The sequence below is a fragment of the Ruegeria sp. YKSD163 genome, assembly GCF_059612905.1.
In genome coordinates this window covers 26,283-47,538 of sequence record NZ_JBXWRM010000015.1, presented here as the reverse complement: position 1 = coordinate 47,538, position 21,256 = coordinate 26,283, and the positions used below count along the sequence as shown (strand labels likewise).

The following is a 21,256-nucleotide window of genomic DNA, read 5'->3' as shown; positions in this document are numbered from 1 at the left end:
CATCAATCCTTTTCTTCGGTTTCTGGAATATTGGTCTTATCGGACTGGGAGCCGAGCGCCTGTTCGGACTGCGGTTTGCTATACCCGGACATATCGAGCGCATATCCGCTTGCGGGTCCCCGGATCGGCTGAACCAGCATTCTGTCGATCCACAAATCTCGCGTCGTCCGAAATTGCTCAATACCGATATCCATGCCGGTGTGTCCCTTCGCAGGTTGCTCGACGTAGGTCCCGAGAAGTCGATCCCACCAGGGCAGGTTGAACCCGTAATTCGAGTTCGTTTCCCGCGGATCGACCGAGTGGTGGACGCGGTGCATATCGGGGGTGACGACAATCCACCTCAGCCAGCGGTCGACGGACGGCGGCAGACTGATATTGGCGTGGTTGAACAGGGCCGTGGCGTTCAGGATCACCTCGAACAACAAAACCGCGACGGCCGGGGGTCCCAGGGCCGCGACAACCGCGAGCTTGATCACCATCGAGATCAGGATCTCGATTGGATGAAAGCGCAGGCCGGTCGTTGCATCAAATTCGAGGTCCGCATGATGCATGCGGTGCAGGCGCCAGAGCGCAGGAATGGCGTGAAACATGACATGCTGCAGGTAGATCGCGATATCAAGCAGAAGCATTGACACGAGCACTGCCGCCCAGACGGGGACCTCCAAGGTGTTGAACAAACCCCAGCCTCGGTCTTCGGCGATGACGGCGAGGCCTACTGCCAGAATGGGAAAGGTCAGTCGCAGGATTGCCGTATCGATCACGACAAGCGCAAGATTGTTCGTCCATCGGATGACGCGCGGAATGTCACGCCGACGGCGGGGAGCGGCGATTTCCCATAGCGCCATGATGGCCAGCACGCTGAGGAAGGCGGCCAGTCGAAGTTCAGGTTCCGCGTTGAGAATGGCGTCAATCACTCGTTTTTCTCATGCATTGTCGATTCGATGTTTTCGTGGGCGTGCACATCCGATGATGAACCCTTTGCACCATCAGAACCACCCGGTTGCGACCACGTCACATCCAGATCCTGTGCGTGGCGCTCATCGAGGCAATCCGTTTCAAGCTGCAGAGTCACCATGTGAAACCCGTGATGCTTGGTGAGGCGCGCATAGACGGTCTCAAGGATGCGTGCCGCATTGGCGGGCTTGGCATGGCGGAGATGGGCCGAGAAGGCATGCTTGCCGCTGGTCAGGGTCCATGCGTGGACATGGTGAACATCGAGAACGCCGTCCTGCGCGCGCAGATCAGCGGTCACGGCCTCGAGATCAGTATCCTCAGGGGTTCCTTCCAACAGAATATGCACCGCCTCGCGGATGACCCCAACAGAGGCCCAGAGGAGCACGACCCCGAAGGCCATACCAAGGATCGGGTCGATCGCCAGAAAGCCGGTGAACTCGATGACAAGCGCGGTCACGATGATCAACAGGCTGCCGACAAAGGTCTGGATGATGTGCCAGAGCGCTCCGCGGGCATTCAGATCATCCTGGCTGGATTTCCACATCAGGCCGAGCGAGATCACTTCGGTGACCAACCCGCCGAAGGCCACCCAGAGCATCGGTCCCGTGGGCAGATGGATCGGATTTCCGAGCCGCATCGCCCCCATCCAGATCACCAGAAGCGCCATGCCGAGAAGAAAGCCGCCATTCACAAGCGCGCCAATGATCTCGGCGCGATACCACCCGTAACTGCGCGCCATATCCGCCGGGCGGCGCGCGATCCGCTGCGCGATGATGGCGACGAGCACGCCCCCGACGGCGGACAACGTGTGAAACGCATCCGACAGCACTGCGATCGAGCCGGTCCAGAGCCCGACGGCCAGTTCGATCACGAAGTATATGCCGGTCAACCAGGCGGATATGACCAGAGCTTTTCCCGACGACGGCATATGTCCCGCGTGTGAATGAGTGGCCATGTCAGATTTCCTTCTTTGGAGTGCGGCGGTCGCGCCAGACCGCAAAGAGGACGGAAAGGGCGGTAAATGCGCCAAGCGCCAGCGCCGTCCAGGTAGCGGTTTGCACGTCCCCGTTCATGGCCTCGCTGCCGAGATGGGCCAGCAAGAAGCTGGCCGGAATGATCCCGGCGAGCGTCGCAAGGGCAAACCGCCAAAGGTGCAGGGCACTCAACCCCGCCGCGTAGCTGACCATGTCGAAGGACAGGAACGGCAGCAGTCGGCTTCCGAACACCAGAACCGTCAGTGTATTCTGTGACCCCAGAAGTCCACGTCCGATCGTCTCGCCGACATGGCGTTCCACGAAAGGGCGCCCCAGCCCGCGCGCGAGCAGAAACGCGGCAAGCGCGCCGATCTCTGCGCCGAGCACGACGAGTAGTGTTCCGTAGGTGTGACCATAAGCGGCCCCGGCAGCCAGCGCGATCGGCGCTGAGGGCAGGGGGCTGGCCACGATCGCTAGCGTCATCAGCGCCACGACCAGAACCGGACCAAGAAGACCAGCCGCATCAATCCAAAGGCGCAGGTCGTCGCGCTCCGGCAGATCGATATCGAGGCCCGCAAGATCCGGACGCGCCAGGACGAGAATCAAGAGCCCCAGAATGGCGAGTATGACGAGACGCACCATGGCCTACCTCGTATAAAGCAGCACAAGAAAGGCTGCCGCCATCAGGTCGAAGACAACGCAAAACGGGATGTACCATTGCGGGACCCGCGCGAGGGGCCCCGCATTGTGATGGGCCAAATCCCAGAGAGCATGGAGCGCGAGGCCCAGAGGCAGGGCTGCCCAATGCCAGAGAAGGCCCGACACGGCCGCCGCCCCGAAAAAAAGGGCGACGCCGAGCTCGGACCAGAACACGGAGCGACGGCCATCGGCGGCACCGAACCCGATATAGGCCCCGCCGATCAGGGCCAGTGAGACCGCCGCCAGGGCAAGCGAGTCTGCCTGTTCCAGAAGAAGGTGGGCGGGCATTGTAACCACAAAAAGCGCAAACCCGATCCACGCGGGTGCCGCCACGGTCTTGTGCACCGATTGGGCGGGATGTTGCCCCGGTGTGTCTGGTCGTGTGTTTGTCATGCTGGGTTAAATGGGGCTTCCAGCTACTGGAAGGTCAAGACATGTCTGGATCATTGATACATATTGCGACAAACGAAATGCGGGCCTTTCCCGAAAAATAAATCTATTGTGCGCCTCATGATTTATAAACCGATGATACCGAAGAGAATCCATAGCTATTTCCAGGGATCCCCAAATGCGAAATGGTTCGGTGTGCTCTTTGGAACTCTACTCGCTGCGCTTCTCACTGCGGGTGCGAGTTTAGCAACCGCACAAACCGAAGTGCGGCTCTTTGAACGGGTCGAAGAAATTACGGCAGTAACCACACCTGGTGCGCACGAACCATCTCTGACTAGTCAGAACGGTGCGCTCTATTTGAGCTGGATGGAACACGAGCAAGGTCAAACAAAAGTGATGATGTCCAGCGGTTCAAATCACAACTGGACCGAACCGAGCATCGTCCATCAGAGCGCTGATCTTTTTGTGAATTGGGCCGACTCCCCAAGCATTGCGGTTTTTCCCGACAACACAATTGCCGTGCATTGGCTACGTGAAATCGGAGCGTCCGGCTATGATTACCGTATTGAAATCGCGCTGTCCCACGACCACGGCGAAACTTGGAGCGAACCAGTGGTTCCGCACGGGGATCGATCATTCTCACAGCATGGCTTTGTATCATTACTGCCTATCGGTTCAGACAATATGGCCGTTGTTTGGCTTGACGGTCGAGCCTATGGAAAGCACAAGGGCAAAGCAGCGGCTTTGCCTGACGCGATGCAGCTCCGCGCCACGACACTGAGCAGCGACGCGCGGCTTGGACGGGATGTGGCAATAGACATGCAAACCTGCTCCTGTTGCCAGACCAGCATGGCTGCGACACGCGACGGCGAAGTCCTCGCAGCCTACCGCGATCGGACTGAGGGTGAGATCCGGGATATTGCCGTCGCTCGGCTGACGAAGGATGGTTGGCAGCCACCGGTTCGAGTGCATGACGATGGTTGGGAGTTGGCAGGATGTCCCGTAAATGGACCAGCAATCTCGACACACGAAGATCGTGTGGCCGTTGCCTGGTTCACCGGTGCGGATGACGTCGCTGCGGTGCATGTGGCCTTCTCCGACGATGCTGGCCACAGCTTTGCGGAACCTGCCCGGATCGATCTGGGCAATCCGGTCGGCAGAGTGGATGTTGAGATGATCGAAAACGGGATGGCTGTGGTCTCTTGGGTCGAATGGACCAAGGGCCACGAGGCGCTCATGGTATGCCAAATCACGAGCGAAACAGGCTGTCTGGCCCGCGAGGTAGTTGCCATCAACACGGGCGGTGCATCAATGAACTTCCCGAAGATGGCTCGGCTTGGTCGCGACATATACTTCGCGTGGACCCAACCCGATGGCACTGGCGACAGCATTGCGATGCGGCGGGCCACCTTGATGGGCCTTGATTGATGATGGCGGCCCCACCACGCATTCTTGTGGTCGATGATCATGCCGAGATCCGGCATTCCGTGACACGCTACCTAGAGAAAAACGGAATGCGGGCGAAAGGGGTAAAAAGTGCTGCCGATATGGATGCGCAACTGAAGGATGACACATTCGATCTGATCGTGCTCGACATCATGATGCCGGGCGAGGACGGGCTGGCAGCCTGTGCAAGGTTGCGGCGTCAGCAACAAAGTATTCCAATTCTCATGTTGACGGCACTTGGCGAGGATGATGATCGGATCAAGGGTCTCGACACGGGTGCGGATGACTATCTCGCCAAACCATTCAATCCTGGCGAATTACTTGCAAGGATCAACGCAATCCTCCGGCGCGCGGGAGTTGGATACACCCCGCACGGAGGTGGATTTGCGGGCAAGCGGGTCACGTTCTCTGGAGTCGTATTCGATCATGACGCCGGTCACGTCATTCGTCCTGATGGAAAGACCGACGCGTTGACAACCGCGGAGGCAAAGCTGCTGGCCGTCTTCCTTAGAAATCCAAGAACAGTGATGAGCCGAGATGAGCTGCTGGAGTTGAGCGCAGGGCGCACAGCGGGACCGTTTGACAGGACCATCGACAATCAGGTGTCGCGGCTGCGCCGAAAAATTGAAGCCGATGTGCTTCGACCTCGGATCATTTCGACGGTGCGTAATGGCGGCTATTGTCTGAACAGTGAAGTGTGGGTTCAGGGATGATGCGCCTCGGATTCCGATCGCAGATCGCCCTCCTGGTGGTGTCGGTCCTGTTCGTGGCGCAGATCGTCGGTCTTTGGCTATTCGTAGATGAACGGGCTCTGGCTGTTCAGGCAGCGATCGGTAGTGAGGTCGCCGGACGCGCAGCGAATGTCGCACGCCTTATCGAAGAAGCACCGGGCGATCTGCAACAGCAAATAGTTGTTGCCGCAAATTCACCACTCGTGCGATTCGATCTCGATGAACAACCAGCAGTCGTTCATACTAATCACAATATTGATGGCGCGGTGGAAGCCCGAATCCGCGCGCTTCTGAACGACGAATACAGCCGTGATATTCGGGTCGAAGTCCATGAAATCGAACAGGGTCTTCTGCCGCTGCCGAACCTCTCGCCGGAAATGGCAGAGATGCACGCCGAGATGATGCAAGGCACGCTCGCGGCAATCGAGATGGAGGTCTCGATTGCCGTCGCCGGGGGCCAATGGCTGAACGTCGCCACCCGTTTCGAGCGACCGCCAATCCAATGGTCTTGGGCGTCCACGCTTTCCTTCGTACTGACGGCAGGGGTATTGCTCTTGGCGATGTTCTGGTTCCTGCTGACGCGCCTGACGCGGCCCTTGAACGAGCTCGCCGCTGTCGCGGAGGAGTTTGGCCGCGGTGGCGGGCAAGAACCACTCACGCCAGTCGGACCGACAGAGGTGCGGAACCTAACGACGGCCTTCAATGACATGCAGGCCCGGCTGGCCCGTTTCGTGTCAGATCGGACGCAGATGCTGTCCGCATTGGCCCATGATTTAAGATCGCCACTGACGGCCCTGCGCGTTCACGCCGAAATGGTAGAGGATCCGGAAACCAAAGGGGGCATTGCGGCTTCGCTCGCCGAAATGCAGGACATGGTGGAGGCCATGCTCGCTTATGCCCGCGGCGTAGGACGGGACGAGGACCTGCAGGAGGTCGAGATCACCGAGTACCTGACCGATATGAAACACCGGACACACGGTGTGCTGGATATGAGAACGGGACCGGACGCGAAGGTGCGGATCAAGCCCAATGCTTTGCGCAGGGCTTTGCGCAATCTGATCGACAACGCGCAAAGGTACGGGCGCAGCCCGACGGTGTCTTGGCGCGTGTCAGCTGAAAGTTTGGAGATCGTGGTCGACGACGAAGGGCCCGGGATCCCCGAAGACCGTTTGCGCGATGTGTTCCAGCCATTCCTCCGCCTGGAACAATCGCGCTCTCATGAGACGGGCGGACATGGGCTGGGCCTCTCGATCGCGCGCAGCATCGTTCTGGAACACGGCGGTACCATCACCCTTTCGAACCGAAAAGATGGCGGGCTTTGCGCGCGAGTCGTCTTGCCGATGACAATGCTCCGGGCCGCAACGATACCGACAGCCGAGCACACAGAAACAGAATTAGACAGCGGATTTTCAACACGGATCAAAAAGGCGTGAAGCTGTCGTCTGACAGATGCGTTGTTACATATCCTTACAAAAAACTGCGCCGCGCGGCGTTCCTTTAGTACCTGAATTTGAGTAGATACACATCCGTTGGACATGGAAATGAGGCAGACCGATGCAGGCAAGAAACCGATCTTCCTTCACCCGTCGCGGCTTCGCACGTGCGATCGGGGCTACGATGCTCTTCTCGCCCTCTCTTGTCAGCTCTCAGACAGTCGACCCGGTGCAGCGCAATGTGTCGTCCTTTCAGACCCACAACTGGCAGGATCACTTCGATACGCTCGGCGTCGGCTTGATCATCTCGGATACTAGCTCAAAAGCTCTTCAGCATTGGACGGCCGATGGGGAAATGCGTCTCTACCCGACATCAGTTCCCTTGTCAGAGGACTTGACACGGCTCGGGTACACAGAGGTTGTGGAGAAGCGAGAAAACCCAAGTTGGGCACCAACACCGTCCATGCGCGAGCGCAATCCCGAGTGGCCCGCCGTAATCCCTGGCGGCGATCCTGCTAACCCTCTCGGGACGCGCGCGCTCTACTTGTCCTGGCAGTACTACCGTATTCACGGCACTCAGGATACGCGCAAGATTGGACGACGGTCGTCGAACGGTTGCATCGGTCTCTACAATGAGCACATCGAAGAGGTGTTCGAGCGCGTCCCTGTTGGCACGAAGGTCAAGTTGATTTGATCGGGCGCTACACTGTTGTCGCAATCATTATAGCTGCGGTTCTGGCCGTCGGCTTCTGGTGGACAGGGCCAAGTGGCAAGGTCGTAGAGCCCAAAGCCGACAGCTCACCCCGCGCCGGTATGGCCATCGTCGACGTTACGTTACCGGAAACGCTGTCCGCCAACGCGGAGATCGGCAAAATGGCCTACGATGCGAAATGTGCAGTCTGTCACGGCGCAAACGCGGCCGGACAGGACGGCGTGGCACCCCCGCTTGTGCACAAGATCTACGAACCCAGTCACCACGGGGATGCCGCCTTTCTTATCGCCGCAAAGAATGGCGTCCGGGCGCATCACTGGAGGTTCGGAAACATGCCGCCTGTTGAAGGTGTGACCGATGGAGACGTCAAGATGATCGTGACCTACGTGCGCGAGTTGCAGCGCGCAAACGGGATCAATTGAATTGGTTAGCGAGAAAAACCAAAAAGGGTTTGGAACGGCGGACTTGCGCATTCGCTAGGGGCGTTTCGGAGCGATAAAGCCCTGACCGCCATGGAACCCATATCATGGACATTGATTTGTCCGAGCACCGAGGTATCACCATGACCCTGAGAATGACCCGCAGGCATTTCATCGCGTCCAGCACCGCGCTGGCGGCACTCGGCACGCCCAAGGTTCACGCGGCTGGACACAAGGAGTTGCATGCGCAGGTTGCCGGCATCCAACTTCTGCCCGAGCAATATGGACGAACGCAGATCTGGGGGTTCGATGGTATCGCGCCGGGCCCGGAGATCCGGGTTACGCAAGGTGCACGGGTACAGAGACGGGTCATCAATGACTTACCCGATCCGACATCGACCCATTGGCACGGAATCCGCATCGACAATGCGATGGATGGGGTGGCCGGTCTGACGCAAGAGGCCATTCGCCCCGGGGACAGCTTTGACTATGATTTCGTTGTCCCCGACGCGGGCACATACTGGTATCACGCGCACAACCGCTCGTTCGAGCAGGTCGCGCGCGGTCTGCAAGGCGCGCTGATCGTCGAAGAGCCGGAGCCGATCGATATCGACCGTGAAGAGGTCCTGATCCTTGACGATTGGCGCATCGATCCGGAGACAGCACAGATTGCGGATACATTCGGGGCGATGCATGACCTCAGCCATGCCGGGCGCCTCGGGAACTACATCACTACGAACGGCGTCTACAATCTCGCGAAGACCGTGAAACGGCATGAGCGTCTGCGTCTGCGGCTGATCAATGCGTCCAACGCCCGGATTTTCCAACTTGCGCTGGAGGGGCTCGAAGGCTGGATTGTGGCCATGGACGGGATGCCGCTGGCCGTGCCGCAACCCGTGGAAGGTTCATTCCTGCTGTCGTCGGCACAACGGGTGGACCTGATCGTCGACGTGACCGCAGAGGTCGGCAGCGCGGGCCATATCGTGCAATTGAGCCGCGATGAGACCTTTTCTCAGGTGGCCTTCGAGGTGACAGGCGACGGTACAAGCGCGCGGCGCGGAACGCCTCAACCCTTGCCGCCGAATGCCCATGCCATGCCCGATCTGGGATCGGCAAGGGACATCGCATTGCTGATGGAAGGGGGGGCCATGGGCGGCATGCGCGGTGCCATGATGGGCGGTCGGATGTCTTCGATGCGCGATATGATGGAGACAGGAAACTTCTGGGCCTTCAATGGCGCGGTGGGGGGCATGGATGGTCCAGCACTGGCGGAGTTGTCGCGTGGCGAAACCGTTCGGCTGAAGATCACCAATGACACATCGTTTCCGCATGCCATGCATCTTCATGGCATGCATTTTCACGAGATCGCACCCGATGGCAGCCTCGGCGCGCTGCGCGACACCACGCTGCTCGACCGGGGCGAAGTGCGCGACATTGCCTTCGTGGCAGACAACCCAGGAAAATGGCTGCTGCATTGCCATATGCTGTCACACGCGGCGTCCGGCATGATGACATGGGTCACTGTGGCATGAGAGCGATGGCTGCCATCCTCGGGATTGGTGTGCTGGCGGCGCTCGGGGCGGCAGCCTATGTCTGGACCGAGTCTGCCGGTGATGTCCAAAGCGGGGTGATGCCGGAAAACATCGATCTCGTGGCCGGCGAAGCGCTTTATGCCGAGACCTGTGCCGCGTGCCATGGGGCCAATCTTGAGGGTCAGGACAACTGGCGGAGTCCGGGCGCGGACGGTCGGCTGCCGGCACCTCCCCATGATGAAACCGGTCACACCTGGCATCATGCCGACCAGGTTCTGTTCGACTACACAAAGCTTGGGGGCCGAGAGGTGATGGCCGCTCAGGGCATGGAGTTCGACAGCGGCATGCCCGGTTTCGGCGACCAACTTTCCGACCAGGAAATCTGGAATATCCTCGGATACATCAAGTCGACCTGGCCCGAGGAAATACAGGATATGCAAGCCGCGCGCACCCATGGCGTGCCGGTGAACTAGGAGAACTCCCATGAAGATCGCAATGGCAATGCCACTGGCCGCCCTTCTGCTCGCCCCACTGCCGTCTCATGCTGACGCGCTCAGCGAAGACCGGGTCAAGGAATTGGTTCTGGAGGCCATCCGCGAAAACCCAGAAATTGTCCTCGAGGCGGTTCAGATCATTGAACGGCGTGAACAGGAGCGGCAGGCCGCCGCAGCGGCGAGTGTCCTCTCCGAAAACCGCGATCTCCTCGAGAACGACCCGAACGCGCCTGTTCTCGGCAATCCCGAAGGCGATGTTACTGTCGTGGAATTCTTCGACTACAATTGCCCCTATTGTCGTCGCGTGAAGCCGCATATCGAAGCGCTGTTGGACGAAGATCCCAATGTGAAGCTGGTGTATCGTGAGTGGCCAATCCTCGGAGAAGGCTCCGTTTTTGCCGCGCGCGCCGCATTGGCCGCGCGAGAGCAGGGCAAATACGAGGAATTTCACTGGGCTTTGATGGGCATGCAAGGCCGGGCCGAGGAAGCGTCCGTCATCCAGGTCGCACAGGAGATTGGTTTGGATATCGCGCAGCTAAGACGGGACATGCAGGCGCCTGAGATCGATGCCCATATCGCGGCATCAATGGAGATAAGCCGCCAGCTCGGCTTCAATGGTACCCCGTCTTTCGTGATCGGAGACGCGCTGGTTCCGGGGGTCATCGAGGCGGATCAGATGATCCGTCTTGCGCAGGAAGCACGCGCCGCAGGTCAATAGTTTCCTGACAATGGGCGAACGGACACAGTCAAAACGAGTGAAAGAGGTACTTTGATGGCCAAACTGACGCGTCGGCACTTTGTGGTAGGGTCTGCAATGCTCTTTTCGGCGCCGCTCGCCACGTCGATATCGGCAGCGCCCACGTCCCCGCGCGCGATGTGGGATGTCTGGGATGCGCAAGTCACACCTCCGGGTTATGACCCCTCAACTTCCAATCCGTGGGGGGTTCATCCGCGGTTCCTACCGGTTCGGGTGGAGGCAAAGGCGGGCCTCGTGCCGGGTGACATCCATGTCGATGCCGTTGCGCGCTACTTGTACCATATCGAGCCGAACGGCAGCACGGCGATGCGCTATGGCGTCGCCATCGCACGTGGGACATTGTACGAGCCGGGTGTCTACACGATCCGGCGTAAAGCCAAGTGGCCCACTTGGCGTCCAACGGACGACATGCTCGAACGCGACCCGGACCTTTATGCACAGCATGCGGAGGGGATGGACGCGGGACCAACCAACCCATTGGGATCCCGTGCGCTTTATCTCTACGTGGGGAACCGGGACACTTATCTGCGTATTCATGGATCGCCTGAGCCGCGTTCGATCGGAGGTCGTGCGAGTTCAGGATGCGTGCGCATGATCATGGCACATATCAACGATCTCTATCCCAACGTGGAAACGGGCAAGACCGCTCACCTGTATCCGCCCGAAGATGCGATCGGCAGCTAAATGGGCACCTTGATGTTGCTCAAAGCGTCTTGACCTAGCTTACCGCCTGGCAGATTGGATTGCCTTGTGACGTTCTGAGCGGCAACCAGGTCGCTTCGACCGGGCCGTTGTGCAAATACCAGAAGCAACTGTCATTCGGATCAAGCCGTACCTTATTGAGGTTCTGGTATGGCGCAGCGAGACCGACGAGTGGTTCAGGCAATTCGGTGAAGGCACCGTCCGCATCAACCGCCGGCGTCGTGGCACATCCGGTCAGCAAATACGCACCAAAAATCAGGCCCAACGCCTTAGAGGTCCCGTTCATCCGGATTTTCAATCCTCCGAACCTTCTCCCAGAGCGGTCGCCGGATAACCAGCCTCCGCAAGAACCTGAAGCAGGGCAGCCATGGAGACTGTCGAGTCGATCTCTGTCGCGTGTGAAGCCAAATCCGTCCGGATGGTTGCTGACGGGTCTGCAGCCTTGACCGCTTTTTCGATTGCAGCGACGCAATGGCCGCAGCTCATCTCTGGGACGTGAAATTTCATGGCGCATCCTTTTCTCACCAATTGGAAATAGGGATTCCAGTTGGTGGAAGGTCAAGCGTTCGTTGATGTCGGGACAGAAGTTTTTGCGGCGATGGTTGCGTTGCTGTTCGATGACTTGCTGCCTCCATGACAGGACTTTCCCATGAAGAAGAACATCACGCCATGTGCGCCGAGGCAAAGGACGATTGGGGCTAGAACGCCCAAACTGTCCTGCAAGCCAGAAAGTGTGCCGCCTCTGGCAAAAAAAAACGAGCAGCGGAAGCAGCATGACCGCGCAGCAAACCCACATGCCCACGTGCATCATCGTTGAATTCTGCGGCTTATTTCCTTGATCTGACATACTAATCAAACGAACTCCTTGACCGGCGATAGCGTACCAATCGCTTGTCCGACAAGCTTACATATCGATACATTTCTATCGGAAACATAGGGTTAGAGATGTTGTAGATTGATGTCGTGGCGACCGAAAAAGAAATCTCCGATGACCCCTTGAGCTTCCAGTCACTGGAGGCCCTATATCCACCTCGAACGCGCAATCGAGGTGACACCCTATGAACGACATCAGCCAAACAACGCTCAGCATCGAAGGCATGACCTGTGCATCTTGCGTGGGACGTGTTGAAAAGGCCTTGGCGGGGCTCGACGGGGTTTCCGAAGTCGCCGTCAACCTCGCATCCGAAACGGCGCGCCTTTCGCTGGATGATCCGTCTCGACTTACCGACGCCACGCAGACGCTTGCCTCCTTGGGTTATCCGGCGCGGACATCCAAGGTCACCTTGAACATTGCGTCCATGTCCTGCGGATCCTGCGTCGGGCGGGTGGACAAGGCACTGGCGGACGTGCCCGGAGTGCTTTCCGTCAGCGCGAACCTGGCGGCAGAAACAGCGACGGTCGAGTATTTCGAGGGCGCGGTGTCCTTGGGCGACTTGATGGCCGCATCGGCGGCGATTGGTTATCCGGCCGAGATTGCAGAGGCGCAGGCGAGCCAGTCTCGCGTCGCACGCAAGGCAGAAGAAGCCGACGGACTGCGCCGCAGCGTCCTTTTGGCAGCAATTCTAACGCTCCCGGTCTTCATTCTAGAAATGGGCTCCCATCTTGTTCCGGCATTTCATCACTTGGTGATGACGACGATTGGTCTCCAAACGTCTTGGATCATCCAGTTCGTCCTCGCAACACTCGTCCTCTTCGGGCCGGGACGCCATTTCTACACCAAGGGGTTTCCCGCGCTTTTCAAGGGCGCGCCGGACATGAACAGCCTCGTCGCCGTCGGCACCGGCGCGGCCTGGGGATATTCGGTGGTCGCAACCTTTCTTCCCGGACTTCTCCCAGAGGGTGTGCGCGCGGTCTATTTCGAGGCCGCTGCGGTCATCGTCGTCCTCATTCTGATTGGCCGATGGCTCGAGGCACGCGCCAAGGGCCGCACCGGCGCTGCGATTCAGGCTCTGCTGGGCCTGCAGGTCCGCATCGCGCGCGTCGTTCGGGGTCGTGAAACGGTAGAGGTCGATGTCGATGCACTCGCCGTCGGCGATGTGATCCTGGTCCGACCGGGTGAACGGATCCCTGTGGACGGCGAGGTGACCGAGGGGTCGAGCAATGTGGATGAGAGCATGATTACCGGAGAGCCTGTGCCTGTGCAGAAGGCTGCAGGTGCGGCCGTAACGGGCGGGACCGTCAACGGCACCGGGAGCCTGACGTTCAAGGCCGCACGGGTCGGGTCGGATACTACGCTCGCCCAGATCATCCGTATGGTCGAGGAGGCGCAAGGCGCCAAGCTGCCCATCCAGGGCCTTGTTGACCGCGTGACCCTGTGGTTCGTGCCTGCGGTCATGGTGCTGTCCGCGCTCACGGTGGTGGTCTGGTTGCTTGTCGGACCGGACCCGGCTTTGACCTTTGCGCTGGTGGCCGGCGTCTCGGTTCTGATCATCGCTTGTCCCTGCGCCATGGGCTTGGCTACGCCCACGTCGATCATGGTGGGCACCGGGCGCGCCGCAGAGATGGGGGTCTTGTTCCGTAAGGGTGATGCACTCCAGGCCCTGTCCGAAGTCGATGTCATCGCACTCGACAAGACGGGGACTGTCACCGAAGGTCAGCCGACGCTTACCGATCTGGTCACCGCCGACGGTTTCGACCGAGACAGGTTGCTGAGCCTGATCGCTGCCGTCGAGGCCCAGTCTGAGCATCCCATCGCCGAAGCCATTGTTCGCGGCGCGCGGGTCGAAGGAATCGCCGTCGCGAATGCCACGGGCTTCCGGTCGATCACGGGTTACGGCGTCGCCGCGACCGTCGAAGGTCAGGAGGTGATGGTCGGCGCGGACCGTTATTTGACCCGCGAAGGCATCGATATCGCCGCTTTGCTCGAAACGGAAGCCGAGCTGGCAGGGCGGGGCCGGACAGCGCTTTATGCGGCTGTCGACGGCAAACTGGCTGCAGTGATTGCTGTGGCAGACCCCGTGAAACCCGCCAGCAGGGAGGCCATCGCAGCCCTGCACGCGCGCGGTTTCAAGGTTGCGATGATCACCGGAGACAAACGCGAGACGGCGGAGGCCATCGCGCGCGAGACCGGGATCGACCACGTGATCGCGGGGGTCCCGCCAGATGGCAAGGTAGCAGCTCTCGACGATCTGCGCGCGGGAGACCGAAAGATTGCTTTCGTCGGCGACGGCATCAATGATGCACCGGCCCTGGCCCATGCGGATGTGGGCATTGCCATTGGCACCGGAACCGATGTCGCCATCGAATCCGCCGATGTGGTCTTGATGTCAGGCGATCTGCGCGGCGTGGTGAATGCGGTCGAGGTCTCCAGGCGCACCATGTCGAACATTCGCCAGAACCTCGTCTGGGCCTTCGGGTATAATGTCGCGCTCATCCCGGTCGCCGCCGGGGTTCTCTATCCGGCCTTTGGTCTGCTTCTCTCCCCGGTCTTCGCGGCGGGCGCGATGGCCCTGTCGTCGGTATCGGTTCTGACAAACGCTCTGCGTCTGCGCCGCATCGCGCCGGCTTTGCGGGAAGATAGAGACACCACCGCACCACGGATCAATGCACAAACCCAACCCGCAGAATAGGAGGATCGTCTCATGAACATTGGAGAAGTCGCGGAGCGGTCCGGCATCCCGCCCAAAACCATCCGCTACTACGAGGATATCGGTCTGGTCAGACCGCAGCGCAGCGGCAACGGATACCGCGCGTTCCGCGAGACCGATCTGCACAAGCTTGCGTTCCTGGGTCGCGCGCGCGCGCTCGGCTTCTCGATCGAGGATTGCCGTAATCTCTTGAGCCTTTACGAGGATGAAACGCGTGAAAGTGCCCAGGTAAAGACCATAGCTGAAGAGCACCTGAGCGCAATCGACGACAAAATCGCTCAGCTTCAAGAGATGCGCGAGACCTTGTCGTATCTCGTCGAGGCCTGCCACGGCGACCACCGACCGGATTGCCCGATCTTGAAGGATCTTTCTGGTGCGCTCGCTGGATGCAAACCAACGACCGGAAGAAGCGCGGATTAGCGCAACGTTTTCCAAATTCCTCTTTTCGTTGGCGAAATCCCTTGGAACCATCCAGTGCTGGAAGGTTGTTCAGTTGATAAGTGCGAAAAAAACAGGAGGGAACACATGTCGGTCGGACAAGAATTCACCAGCCATTCTAGCAGCGGTGGGCCGCTGGTTCACTGTCTGTACGAACCCGATACCGGGTCGTGGCAATACATCTGTGCGGATCCCGCCACTGGAAAGTGCGCAATCATTGATCCGGTGCTGGATTTCGATCCCGCCCATGCCCGCACGTCAACCGAGTCTGCGGAAAAGCTTTTGGGGATCGTGAAGCAGCACGGCTACGACGTGCAATGGATCCTCGACACACATCCGCATGCCGACCACCTGACCGCCGGACGGTGGCTGGCGGACTGCACCGGTGCGCCGCATGTCATAGGAGAAAAGGTCACCGAGATCGCGGAGCTTTGGCGGGACTATTATCATCTGCCTGACGCTTTTCCGGTGGCAGATGATTTCGACCGTCTGCTTCCCGAGGGCATCGATTTCTCCATCGGTGAACTTGGTGTCAAAGTCCTGCTTTCGGCAGGACACACGCTCGGCTCTGTCAGCTATGTCGTTGGCGATGCGGCGTTCGTACATGACACGTTAATGCATGTCGATGTGGGGACCGCGCGCGCAGACTTTCCGGGTGGCAGCACCGGGGAGCTTTGGAACTCGATACAAGAAATTCTGTCGTTGCCAGAAAACACCCGTCTTTTTATCGGTCACGACTACGGGACCGATAAACGCGAGAGACCGGCCTGCGAGGCAACTGTCGCCCAACACCGGGCCGACAATCCGCACGTCGGCGGCAATCAGTCGAAAGAGGCGTTCATCAAACTTCGGGAAGAGCGCGACGCGACGCTGGGGCTACCTGATCGCATGCTCTTTGCCTTGCAAGTCAACCTGCGTGGTGGGCGTCTTCCACCAGCGGAGGCCGACGGTAATTCCTATTTCAAGATACCTGCAAACAAATTCTGAGGTGAGGCAATGAAGAAAGAAATGGTTGATGGTGGTGCCCTCGAAACCTGGACGCCGGAAGAGGTTGAAGCAGCCTTGCGCAAGGGTGAGATCGTCCTCGTGGATGTCCGCACGCCAGCCGAATATGCATTTGAGCACGTCGAGGGCGCCTTGCTTCTGCCCATGCCGTTTTTCGATCCGCGATTCTTGCCGGAAGACAACGAAAAGCGACTTATTCTGATGTGCGGGTCGTCGGCGCGATCGGAAAAGATGGCGCGAAAAACGCTACAATCCGGCGCGAAACGGATCGCCCATCTGGAAGGAGGATTTGGCGCGTGGAAAGACGCAAAGCTGGATTATGTCACGACGGATATGGCCAGTGGTGCGCCCGTACGGAAATCAGTCAAATAGCACAGGCTAGGGTACGGTGACGGATCACGGATTGATCGCTGTCCCTGATCACTATCCTGTTCTTCTCGCACGTCAGAGACGGCCGCACAAAGCAACCGAACAGAGATCAACAAATGCTTCAGTCAATGCTTCTTGCGGCGCTTCTCATCCTTGCGTGCACAGCAATTCATTACGGCGCTCTTCGTTTTGCGACGCGGATTGTTGATCCGGCAGCGCACCCCAAAAGATGTTTATTCATCTCAGTCTCGTTGATCACCGCAGCGCACATCATAGAGGCGGCCATCTACGCCTCGGCCTTTTGGATTGCTGTGCACCAGATTGACATTGGCTCTTTGCAATTGGCGCAGGATCCCACAGCGAATTTGTACCCCATGGATTATTTTTATTTCGCGCTTGTGAACCTCACGACGCTTGGCCGGGGTGATCTTCAACCATCAGGTCATTTGCGGTTCCTGACTGGTATCAGCGCGTTTCATGGCTTTCTGCTTATCACTGCGTCGGGTGGCTATTTGCTGCAGGTGATGTCTGGAAAGAACCCTTTCCGAAAATAAATTTGAACCGTTGGGAACCCTCCAGCGCTGGAGCCTAGTTTTGGATGAAAGCGAAAGGAACTCCTATGTCAGATTCAACATATCAAAATCACTCGAGAGTTGAGGGTGAAGAAAGCAATAAGGCGCACGGCAAGTCGTCGTATGGCCGCTTTCTCGCAATGGTTGGAACGTCAACCGCCATCATGTTCGGGTTGATGTACCTCAACTCCTACTCACTTGAACACATTTATTGGAGCGAGACACGTTTCTACATGACGTTCGTTATGGGCGCGACGATGGCGGTCGTGATGCTTCTTTTCATGTGGGGCATGTACAAAAACATGGCAGCCAATGTTGCCATCCTTGCGGGCTCTGCAGTGATGTTCGCTGGCGCGCTCTGGCTCGTGCGCAGCCAGGAGACCGTCCAAGATGAAAGCTGGATGAGTGCCATGATCCCTCACCATTCGATCGCCATCATGACAAGTGAGAGAGCCGAGATCACCGACCCACGTGTCAAAGCCCTCGCTGAAGAGATTGTCGTGGCTCAAGATCGGGAAATCGCGGAAATGCGCTTCCTGCTGGCTGATATCGCGGCCAATGGTGAAGCCGGGTCAGATTGGCCGCTTGGTAAGTCGGAAGGTCTTGCGCCGTTGGAGAGCCTGACGCAGGCGATTTCGACCCCAGTCATCGCAGGCATTCGTCCCGCTCCGCTCTCGGCCGAAGAGATTGACCGTGGCCTGAAAGCGCAACCGGTTTGCACTTTTGTTCGCGCTGTCAATGCTGATCCGATTTTGGCGACAGATGGCAACGGGCAAGCCATTGCAAAGGTATCTGGCGCGTTGGTGACGTTCAGCGCGCAGGGCAGTGTGGCGTCAGGTGGTGTGCTAACAGCCGACGGTGGCCAGGTGACATTGACGCCAAGCGACGCCGATGATGGTGAAGGCTCAAGCCTTCTCTTCGAGCTGACGGGTGAAACGCCTCTCGCAGTCGGTTTTATGGGCTACTGGACCTGCCGCAGCTGAAGAAAAGGAATGAGACATGCCAAAAGATAGCAATCAACCCGCTCAAAAGGCCATTCTTTATCGGATGGTTATGGAAGACCATCTGTGTCCCTACGGATTGAAATCAAAGGATCTTCTGGAGCGTGAAGGATACACGGTGGAGGACCATCACCTTACTTCCCGAGAAGAAACCGATGCTTTCAAGGAAGAGTATTCGGTCGAGACCACCCCGCAGACATTTATCGGTGGTGAGCGCATCGGCGGATACGACGCGTTACGTGAGCACTTCGGACAGGAGGTCCGCGGCGATGATGAAACGTCCTACCAGCCCGTCATCGCGATTTTCTCTGTCGCTTTCTTGATGGCTTTGGGTCTTAGTTGGGCGTTTTATGGCTCGGTTTTCACCGTTCGCGCGTTCGAATGGTTCATCGCGATCTCAATGTGTTTCCTCGCCGTGCAGAAACTCCAGGATATCGAAGGATTTTCCACGATGTTCCTGAACTACGATTTACTCGCGCAGCGTTGGGTACGGTACGGCTACGTCTATCCATTTGGGGAAGCCATCGCCGGCATTCTCATGGTAGCGGGGGCTCTTCTCTGGATCAGCGCGCCGATTGCACTCGTCATTGGGACCATCGGTGCGGTATCCGTGTTCAAAGCCGTCTACATTGACAAGCGGGAACTTAAATGCGCTTGCGTCGGTGGCGGATCGAACGTTCCCCTTGGCTTTGTGTCGTTGACCGAGAACCTGATGATGATCTTTATGGGTCTCTGGATGCCAGCGCGGGCTCTTGGGTGGATTTAGGGCCGCGATCCAATGCTAGAAATCGGAACAGGCGCCAACGCGAAATGTATCAAATTGTAAGGCGCTGTTCCCATTGACAGTTTCGCAGTCATTCGGCAAGTGTATGGCATGATGCAACGCCTTTGGACACCTCAGTTACGTTTGGCTTTTCTGAAGCTAGTCGTCGTATTTACGCTGGTCGTTGCGACATCCGGACTCGGACATGCTGGTTCACATGCGCCTGATCACGCTTTTTCGAACGTAGTTCATGAACACAGTCTGATCTCTGATAATGAAGCAAACCACTGTGAGTTACATGCCGCATCAGGCATCTGTGAGACACAGCCACCAGCCGCGGGCGAACACCGGTCCTCTGCTGAGTGCTGCGATGGCGTTTGTATGGCCTTCATGCCACCACAGCCCCGAGAAGCTGCTGTGTCTGTAGAGGCGTCCGAGACTTTTGTACGGGCCGCAGAATTTGAACCCTCAGCAGGTGCGACTGCCGATCTGCGGCCGCCTCGAGTATTGACCTGATTTCTCTTCTTTGAGGTTTGTCATCCGGCCCTCGCGGCGCGGCGACATCGTCCAATAAAGTCAGGTATGATCCATGAAATCCTATGTTTTTTCGGGGGCCTTGGCCCTCGTGCTCGGCGCGTGTGCGTATGAGCCAACTCCTCTGCCGATTGTTGCAGATCAACAAGCAGCTGCGAACAGTTCCGTTCTTTCACCGGTCCAATATCAGGATCCGTTGGCTGGCTACACTTATCGCGCACCGACCGGCCCACGCGATTGGCGCTCAGTCAACGAAGAACAGACGGAGGGCAACTGATGCGTGTATCGAAATTCCCGCTCGTCGTCGGATTGCCATTGGTCTTGGGTGCCTGTGCAACCGCCATTCCCGGCGCTTACACTGAGCCGAAAGCTGGCTTCGCCAATGTTGCAAGTCAAGTTTCGCCAGCAATTGGAAAACGAACCGTCTTCGCCGAAACACAGGCCGAAAACGAAGCCTTGCGCAAACAGGTGCATGCGATGGTGCATCGCAAGACCATTTCGGCGGATACGGCCGTCCAGGTAGCACTTCTCAACAACAAAGGCCTGCAGGCCTCCTACGCCAACGTGGGCCTTTCCGCCGCTGAAGCATGGCAACAATCAACCCCTGAAAACCCAGTTGTCTCGCTCGGTATTCTGGGTATCGGAGCGCCTGAACTAGGCGCATACCGTGCGATTGAAGGGCTGATCCGAGCGAACATTCTGGATGCAACGACACGGAAACAACGGCGCGCTATTGCAGATGCGAATTTCAGGCAAGCCCAATTGGAGGCCGTCAACGATACCCTGGCTCTTGCAAATCAGACACGACAGGCTTGGGTCAATGCAGTCTCTGCCTTTGAGACAGTCAGCTATCTGAAGCGCGCGAAGGCGACTTCGGACGCTGGTTCCGAGCTTGCCAGAAGACTTGGTGAAACAGGCGCCCTGAATCGAGCAGGGCAGGCACGCGAACAAGCATTCAACGCTGAGCTTGCCGGACAACTCGCTCGCGCGCGGCTGGATGCGACGATAGCCAAGGAAGAACTGACAAGATTGATGGGACTTTGGGGTACCGAAGTGAACTACTTTGTGCCAGATGCTCTGCCTGCTTTGCCAAGGTCGATCGGTCGCGTCACGGGCGTGGAGGCTAAAGCCCTTCGAAACCGTGTCGACTTGCGGGTCGCCAAACTCGGTCTTGAAGCCCAAGCAAAAGCGTTTGGCCTGACGGATCAGACACGGATCGTAAGCGACCTCGAGATCGTCGGTGGCTTTGAACTCGAACGAGAGGCGGAGGACGGCGAGACCGAAAGCGAAACCACTCCACAGGTCGAGATCGAGTTCGCGATCCCGATCTACGACACCGGCAAGGCACGCATGCGCAAAGCCGAACTTATGTATCTGCAATCGGCCAACGTATTAGCTGAAAAAGCCGTTGACGTACGCTCCGAAGCGAGAGGTGCCGAAGCAGCTTATCATGCCTCGTACAAGATCGCCCGTCATTATCGGGACGTTCTAGTCCCGTTGCGCACGACGGTCGAGGAGGAGGGCCTGCTTTCCTACAACGGGATGATCACCAACACTTTTGAATTGCTGACGGACGTCCGTCAAAAACTGGCCGCTTCCTTGGAAGCAGCTAACGCGAAGCGCGACTTCTACATCGCTCAAGCCAACGTGACAGCCGCGATCTACGGCGGTGGAGTTGCTGGTGGCGGCGGTGGCGAAGGCGCAGCAGTAGCCGCTGGCGGTGGCGCACCACACTGAAAGGAAT

The 21,256-nt window shown here is 58.3% G+C and carries 23 protein-coding genes; 18 read left to right on the top strand and 5 right to left on the bottom strand.

Annotated elements, in window-relative coordinates; all coding sequences use genetic code 11:
- Positions 1 to 2: 2 nt before the first annotated feature.
- Genes AC2FNA_RS18145 through AC2FNA_RS18130 form a run of 4 tightly spaced genes read right to left on the bottom strand, consistent with a single transcriptional unit; the run spans position 3 to position 3,020 of the window.
- The gene (locus AC2FNA_RS18145; protein ID WP_496829001.1) at positions 3 to 911 is read right to left on the bottom strand and encodes a sterol desaturase family protein; all 909 of its coding nucleotides are present in this window, start codon (positions 909 to 911) and stop codon (positions 3 to 5) included.
- Positions 911 to 1,909 carry a cation diffusion facilitator family transporter gene (locus tag AC2FNA_RS18140; protein WP_496828943.1) on the bottom strand — a complete coding sequence of 333 codons (999 nt, stop codon included), beginning with the start codon at positions 1,907 to 1,909 and terminating at the stop codon, positions 911 to 913. Before AC2FNA_RS18140 ends, AC2FNA_RS18145 begins: the two co-directional genes overlap by 1 nt.
- A 1-nt stretch (position 1,910) precedes the next feature.
- Positions 1,911 to 2,570 (bottom strand): TVP38/TMEM64 family protein, encoded by a 660-nt coding sequence (locus AC2FNA_RS18135; RefSeq protein WP_496828941.1) that lies wholly within the window; start codon positions 2,568 to 2,570, stop codon positions 1,911 to 1,913.
- A 3-nt stretch (positions 2,571 to 2,573) separates the two neighbouring features.
- Positions 2,574 to 3,020: a DUF6010 family protein gene (locus AC2FNA_RS18130; protein ID WP_496828939.1), complete on the bottom strand. Its 447-nt coding sequence runs from the start codon at positions 3,018 to 3,020 to the stop codon at positions 2,574 to 2,576.
- 117 nt (positions 3,021 to 3,137) lie between these two features.
- Between AC2FNA_RS18130 and AC2FNA_RS18125 the strand changes: the two genes are divergently transcribed.
- The 9 genes from AC2FNA_RS18125 (at position 3,138) to AC2FNA_RS18085 (ending at position 11,225) form a co-directional block, all read left to right on the top strand.
- The gene (locus AC2FNA_RS18125; protein ID WP_496828937.1) at positions 3,138 to 4,445 is read left to right on the top strand and encodes a sialidase family protein; all 1,308 of its coding nucleotides are present in this window, start codon (positions 3,138 to 3,140) and stop codon (positions 4,443 to 4,445) included.
- Between the two features lie 2 nt (positions 4,446 to 4,447).
- Positions 4,448 to 5,176 carry a response regulator gene (locus AC2FNA_RS18120; protein WP_496828999.1) on the top strand — a complete coding sequence of 243 codons (729 nt, stop codon included), beginning with the start codon at positions 4,448 to 4,450 and terminating at the stop codon, positions 5,174 to 5,176.
- Entirely contained in the window at positions 5,173 to 6,627 is a 1,455-nt protein-coding gene (locus AC2FNA_RS18115) for an ATP-binding protein (protein ID WP_496828934.1), read from the top strand. Before AC2FNA_RS18120 ends, AC2FNA_RS18115 begins: the two co-directional genes overlap by 4 nt.
- 121 nt (positions 6,628 to 6,748) lie before the next feature.
- Positions 6,749 to 7,321 (top strand): L,D-transpeptidase, encoded by a 573-nt coding sequence (locus tag AC2FNA_RS18110; RefSeq protein ID WP_496828932.1) that lies wholly within the window; start codon positions 6,749 to 6,751, stop codon positions 7,319 to 7,321.
- A gap of 119 nt (positions 7,322 to 7,440) precedes the next feature.
- Positions 7,441 to 7,761: a c-type cytochrome gene (locus tag AC2FNA_RS18105; RefSeq protein WP_496828931.1), complete on the top strand. Its 321-nt coding sequence runs from the start codon at positions 7,441 to 7,443 to the stop codon at positions 7,759 to 7,761.
- A gap of 152 nt (positions 7,762 to 7,913) precedes the next feature.
- On the top strand, positions 7,914 to 9,290 hold the full coding sequence (locus AC2FNA_RS18100; RefSeq protein WP_496828929.1) for a multicopper oxidase family protein: 1,377 nt from the start codon (positions 7,914 to 7,916) through the stop codon (positions 9,288 to 9,290).
- Complete coding sequence (locus tag AC2FNA_RS18095; protein ID WP_496828927.1) at positions 9,287 to 9,763, top strand: c-type cytochrome; 477 nt, start codon at positions 9,287 to 9,289, stop codon at positions 9,761 to 9,763. Before AC2FNA_RS18100 ends, AC2FNA_RS18095 begins: the two co-directional genes overlap by 4 nt.
- Before the next feature lie 10 nt (positions 9,764 to 9,773).
- Complete coding sequence (locus tag AC2FNA_RS18090) at positions 9,774 to 10,502, top strand: DsbA family protein (RefSeq protein ID WP_496828926.1); 729 nt, start codon at positions 9,774 to 9,776, stop codon at positions 10,500 to 10,502.
- Positions 10,503 to 10,556: 54 nt separating this feature from the next.
- A complete protein-coding gene (locus AC2FNA_RS18085) occupies positions 10,557 to 11,225 on the top strand; it encodes a L,D-transpeptidase (protein ID WP_496828924.1) in 669 nt (222 codons plus the stop codon).
- Between the two features lie 34 nt (positions 11,226 to 11,259).
- Here AC2FNA_RS18085 and AC2FNA_RS18080 read toward each other — a convergent pair whose 3' ends face one another.
- The gene (locus tag AC2FNA_RS18080; RefSeq protein WP_496828922.1) at positions 11,260 to 12,090 is read right to left on the bottom strand and encodes a hypothetical protein; all 831 of its coding nucleotides are present in this window, start codon (positions 12,088 to 12,090) and stop codon (positions 11,260 to 11,262) included.
- 211 nt (positions 12,091 to 12,301) lie between these two features.
- Here AC2FNA_RS18080 and AC2FNA_RS18075 point away from each other — a divergent pair, with 211 nt between their 5' ends.
- From AC2FNA_RS18075 to AC2FNA_RS18035, 9 genes are all read left to right on the top strand, one after another.
- On the top strand, positions 12,302 to 14,812 hold the full coding sequence (locus AC2FNA_RS18075; RefSeq protein WP_496828920.1) for a heavy metal translocating P-type ATPase: 2,511 nt from the start codon (positions 12,302 to 12,304) through the stop codon (positions 14,810 to 14,812).
- A 12-nt stretch (positions 14,813 to 14,824) separates the two neighbouring features.
- The gene (gene cueR, locus AC2FNA_RS18070; RefSeq protein ID WP_496828918.1) at positions 14,825 to 15,250 is read left to right on the top strand and encodes a Cu(I)-responsive transcriptional regulator; all 426 of its coding nucleotides are present in this window, start codon (positions 14,825 to 14,827) and stop codon (positions 15,248 to 15,250) included.
- 105 nt (positions 15,251 to 15,355) lie between these two features.
- On the top strand, positions 15,356 to 16,255 hold the full coding sequence (locus AC2FNA_RS18065) for an MBL fold metallo-hydrolase (protein ID WP_496828916.1): 900 nt from the start codon (positions 15,356 to 15,358) through the stop codon (positions 16,253 to 16,255).
- 9 nt (positions 16,256 to 16,264) lie between these two features.
- Positions 16,265 to 16,645 (top strand): rhodanese-like domain-containing protein, encoded by a 381-nt coding sequence (locus AC2FNA_RS18060; RefSeq protein ID WP_496828914.1) that lies wholly within the window; start codon positions 16,265 to 16,267, stop codon positions 16,643 to 16,645.
- Between the two features lie 113 nt (positions 16,646 to 16,758).
- Positions 16,759 to 17,196, top strand: a complete 438-nt coding sequence (locus tag AC2FNA_RS18055) for an ion channel (protein ID WP_496828912.1) — start codon at positions 16,759 to 16,761, stop codon at positions 17,194 to 17,196.
- 65 nt (positions 17,197 to 17,261) lie between these two features.
- The gene (locus AC2FNA_RS18050; protein ID WP_496828910.1) at positions 17,262 to 18,197 is read left to right on the top strand and encodes a DUF305 domain-containing protein; all 936 of its coding nucleotides are present in this window, start codon (positions 17,262 to 17,264) and stop codon (positions 18,195 to 18,197) included.
- Between the two features lie 16 nt (positions 18,198 to 18,213).
- A complete protein-coding gene (locus tag AC2FNA_RS18045) occupies positions 18,214 to 18,981 on the top strand; it encodes a MauE/DoxX family redox-associated membrane protein (protein ID WP_496828908.1) in 768 nt (255 codons plus the stop codon).
- Positions 18,982 to 19,567: 586 nt separating this feature from the next.
- Positions 19,568 to 19,789 carry a hypothetical protein gene (locus AC2FNA_RS18040; protein WP_496828906.1) on the top strand — a complete coding sequence of 74 codons (222 nt, stop codon included), beginning with the start codon at positions 19,568 to 19,570 and terminating at the stop codon, positions 19,787 to 19,789.
- The gene (locus tag AC2FNA_RS18035; RefSeq protein ID WP_496828904.1) at positions 19,789 to 21,249 is read left to right on the top strand and encodes a TolC family protein; all 1,461 of its coding nucleotides are present in this window, start codon (positions 19,789 to 19,791) and stop codon (positions 21,247 to 21,249) included. Before AC2FNA_RS18040 ends, AC2FNA_RS18035 begins: the two co-directional genes overlap by 1 nt.
- The last annotated feature ends 7 nt before the right edge of the window (positions 21,250 to 21,256 follow it).

Coding starts and splice junctions, on each gene's coding strand:
- AC2FNA_RS18140 (WP_496828943.1), bottom strand. CDS start 1,909: ATGGCCACTCATTCACACGCGGGACATATGCCGTCGTCGGGAAAAGCT.
- AC2FNA_RS18135 (WP_496828941.1), bottom strand. CDS start 2,570: ATGGTGCGTCTCGTCATACTCGCCATTCTGGGGCTCTTGATTCTCGTC.
- AC2FNA_RS18130 (WP_496828939.1), bottom strand. CDS start 3,020: ATGACAAACACACGACCAGACACACCGGGGCAACATCCCGCCCAATCG.
- AC2FNA_RS18125 (WP_496828937.1), top strand. CDS start 3,138: ATGATTTATAAACCGATGATACCGAAGAGAATCCATAGCTATTTCCAG.
- AC2FNA_RS18120 (WP_496828999.1), top strand. CDS start 4,448: ATGGCGGCCCCACCACGCATTCTTGTGGTCGATGATCATGCCGAGATC.
- AC2FNA_RS18115 (WP_496828934.1), top strand. CDS start 5,173: ATGATGCGCCTCGGATTCCGATCGCAGATCGCCCTCCTGGTGGTGTCG.
- AC2FNA_RS18110 (WP_496828932.1), top strand. CDS start 6,749: ATGCAGGCAAGAAACCGATCTTCCTTCACCCGTCGCGGCTTCGCACGT.
- AC2FNA_RS18105 (WP_496828931.1), top strand. CDS start 7,441: ATGGCCATCGTCGACGTTACGTTACCGGAAACGCTGTCCGCCAACGCG.
- AC2FNA_RS18100 (WP_496828929.1), top strand. CDS start 7,914: ATGACCCGCAGGCATTTCATCGCGTCCAGCACCGCGCTGGCGGCACTC.
- AC2FNA_RS18095 (WP_496828927.1), top strand. CDS start 9,287: ATGAGAGCGATGGCTGCCATCCTCGGGATTGGTGTGCTGGCGGCGCTC.
- AC2FNA_RS18090 (WP_496828926.1), top strand. CDS start 9,774: ATGAAGATCGCAATGGCAATGCCACTGGCCGCCCTTCTGCTCGCCCCA.
- AC2FNA_RS18085 (WP_496828924.1), top strand. CDS start 10,557: ATGGCCAAACTGACGCGTCGGCACTTTGTGGTAGGGTCTGCAATGCTC.
- AC2FNA_RS18080 (WP_496828922.1), bottom strand. CDS start 12,090: ATGTCAGATCAAGGAAATAAGCCGCAGAATTCAACGATGATGCACGTG.
- AC2FNA_RS18075 (WP_496828920.1), top strand. CDS start 12,302: ATGAACGACATCAGCCAAACAACGCTCAGCATCGAAGGCATGACCTGT.
- cueR (WP_496828918.1), top strand. CDS start 14,825: ATGAACATTGGAGAAGTCGCGGAGCGGTCCGGCATCCCGCCCAAAACC.
- AC2FNA_RS18065 (WP_496828916.1), top strand. CDS start 15,356: ATGTCGGTCGGACAAGAATTCACCAGCCATTCTAGCAGCGGTGGGCCG.
- AC2FNA_RS18060 (WP_496828914.1), top strand. CDS start 16,265: ATGAAGAAAGAAATGGTTGATGGTGGTGCCCTCGAAACCTGGACGCCG.
- AC2FNA_RS18055 (WP_496828912.1), top strand. CDS start 16,759: ATGCTTCAGTCAATGCTTCTTGCGGCGCTTCTCATCCTTGCGTGCACA.
- AC2FNA_RS18050 (WP_496828910.1), top strand. CDS start 17,262: ATGTCAGATTCAACATATCAAAATCACTCGAGAGTTGAGGGTGAAGAA.
- AC2FNA_RS18045 (WP_496828908.1), top strand. CDS start 18,214: ATGCCAAAAGATAGCAATCAACCCGCTCAAAAGGCCATTCTTTATCGG.
- AC2FNA_RS18040 (WP_496828906.1), top strand. CDS start 19,568: ATGAAATCCTATGTTTTTTCGGGGGCCTTGGCCCTCGTGCTCGGCGCG.
- AC2FNA_RS18035 (WP_496828904.1), top strand. CDS start 19,789: ATGCGTGTATCGAAATTCCCGCTCGTCGTCGGATTGCCATTGGTCTTG.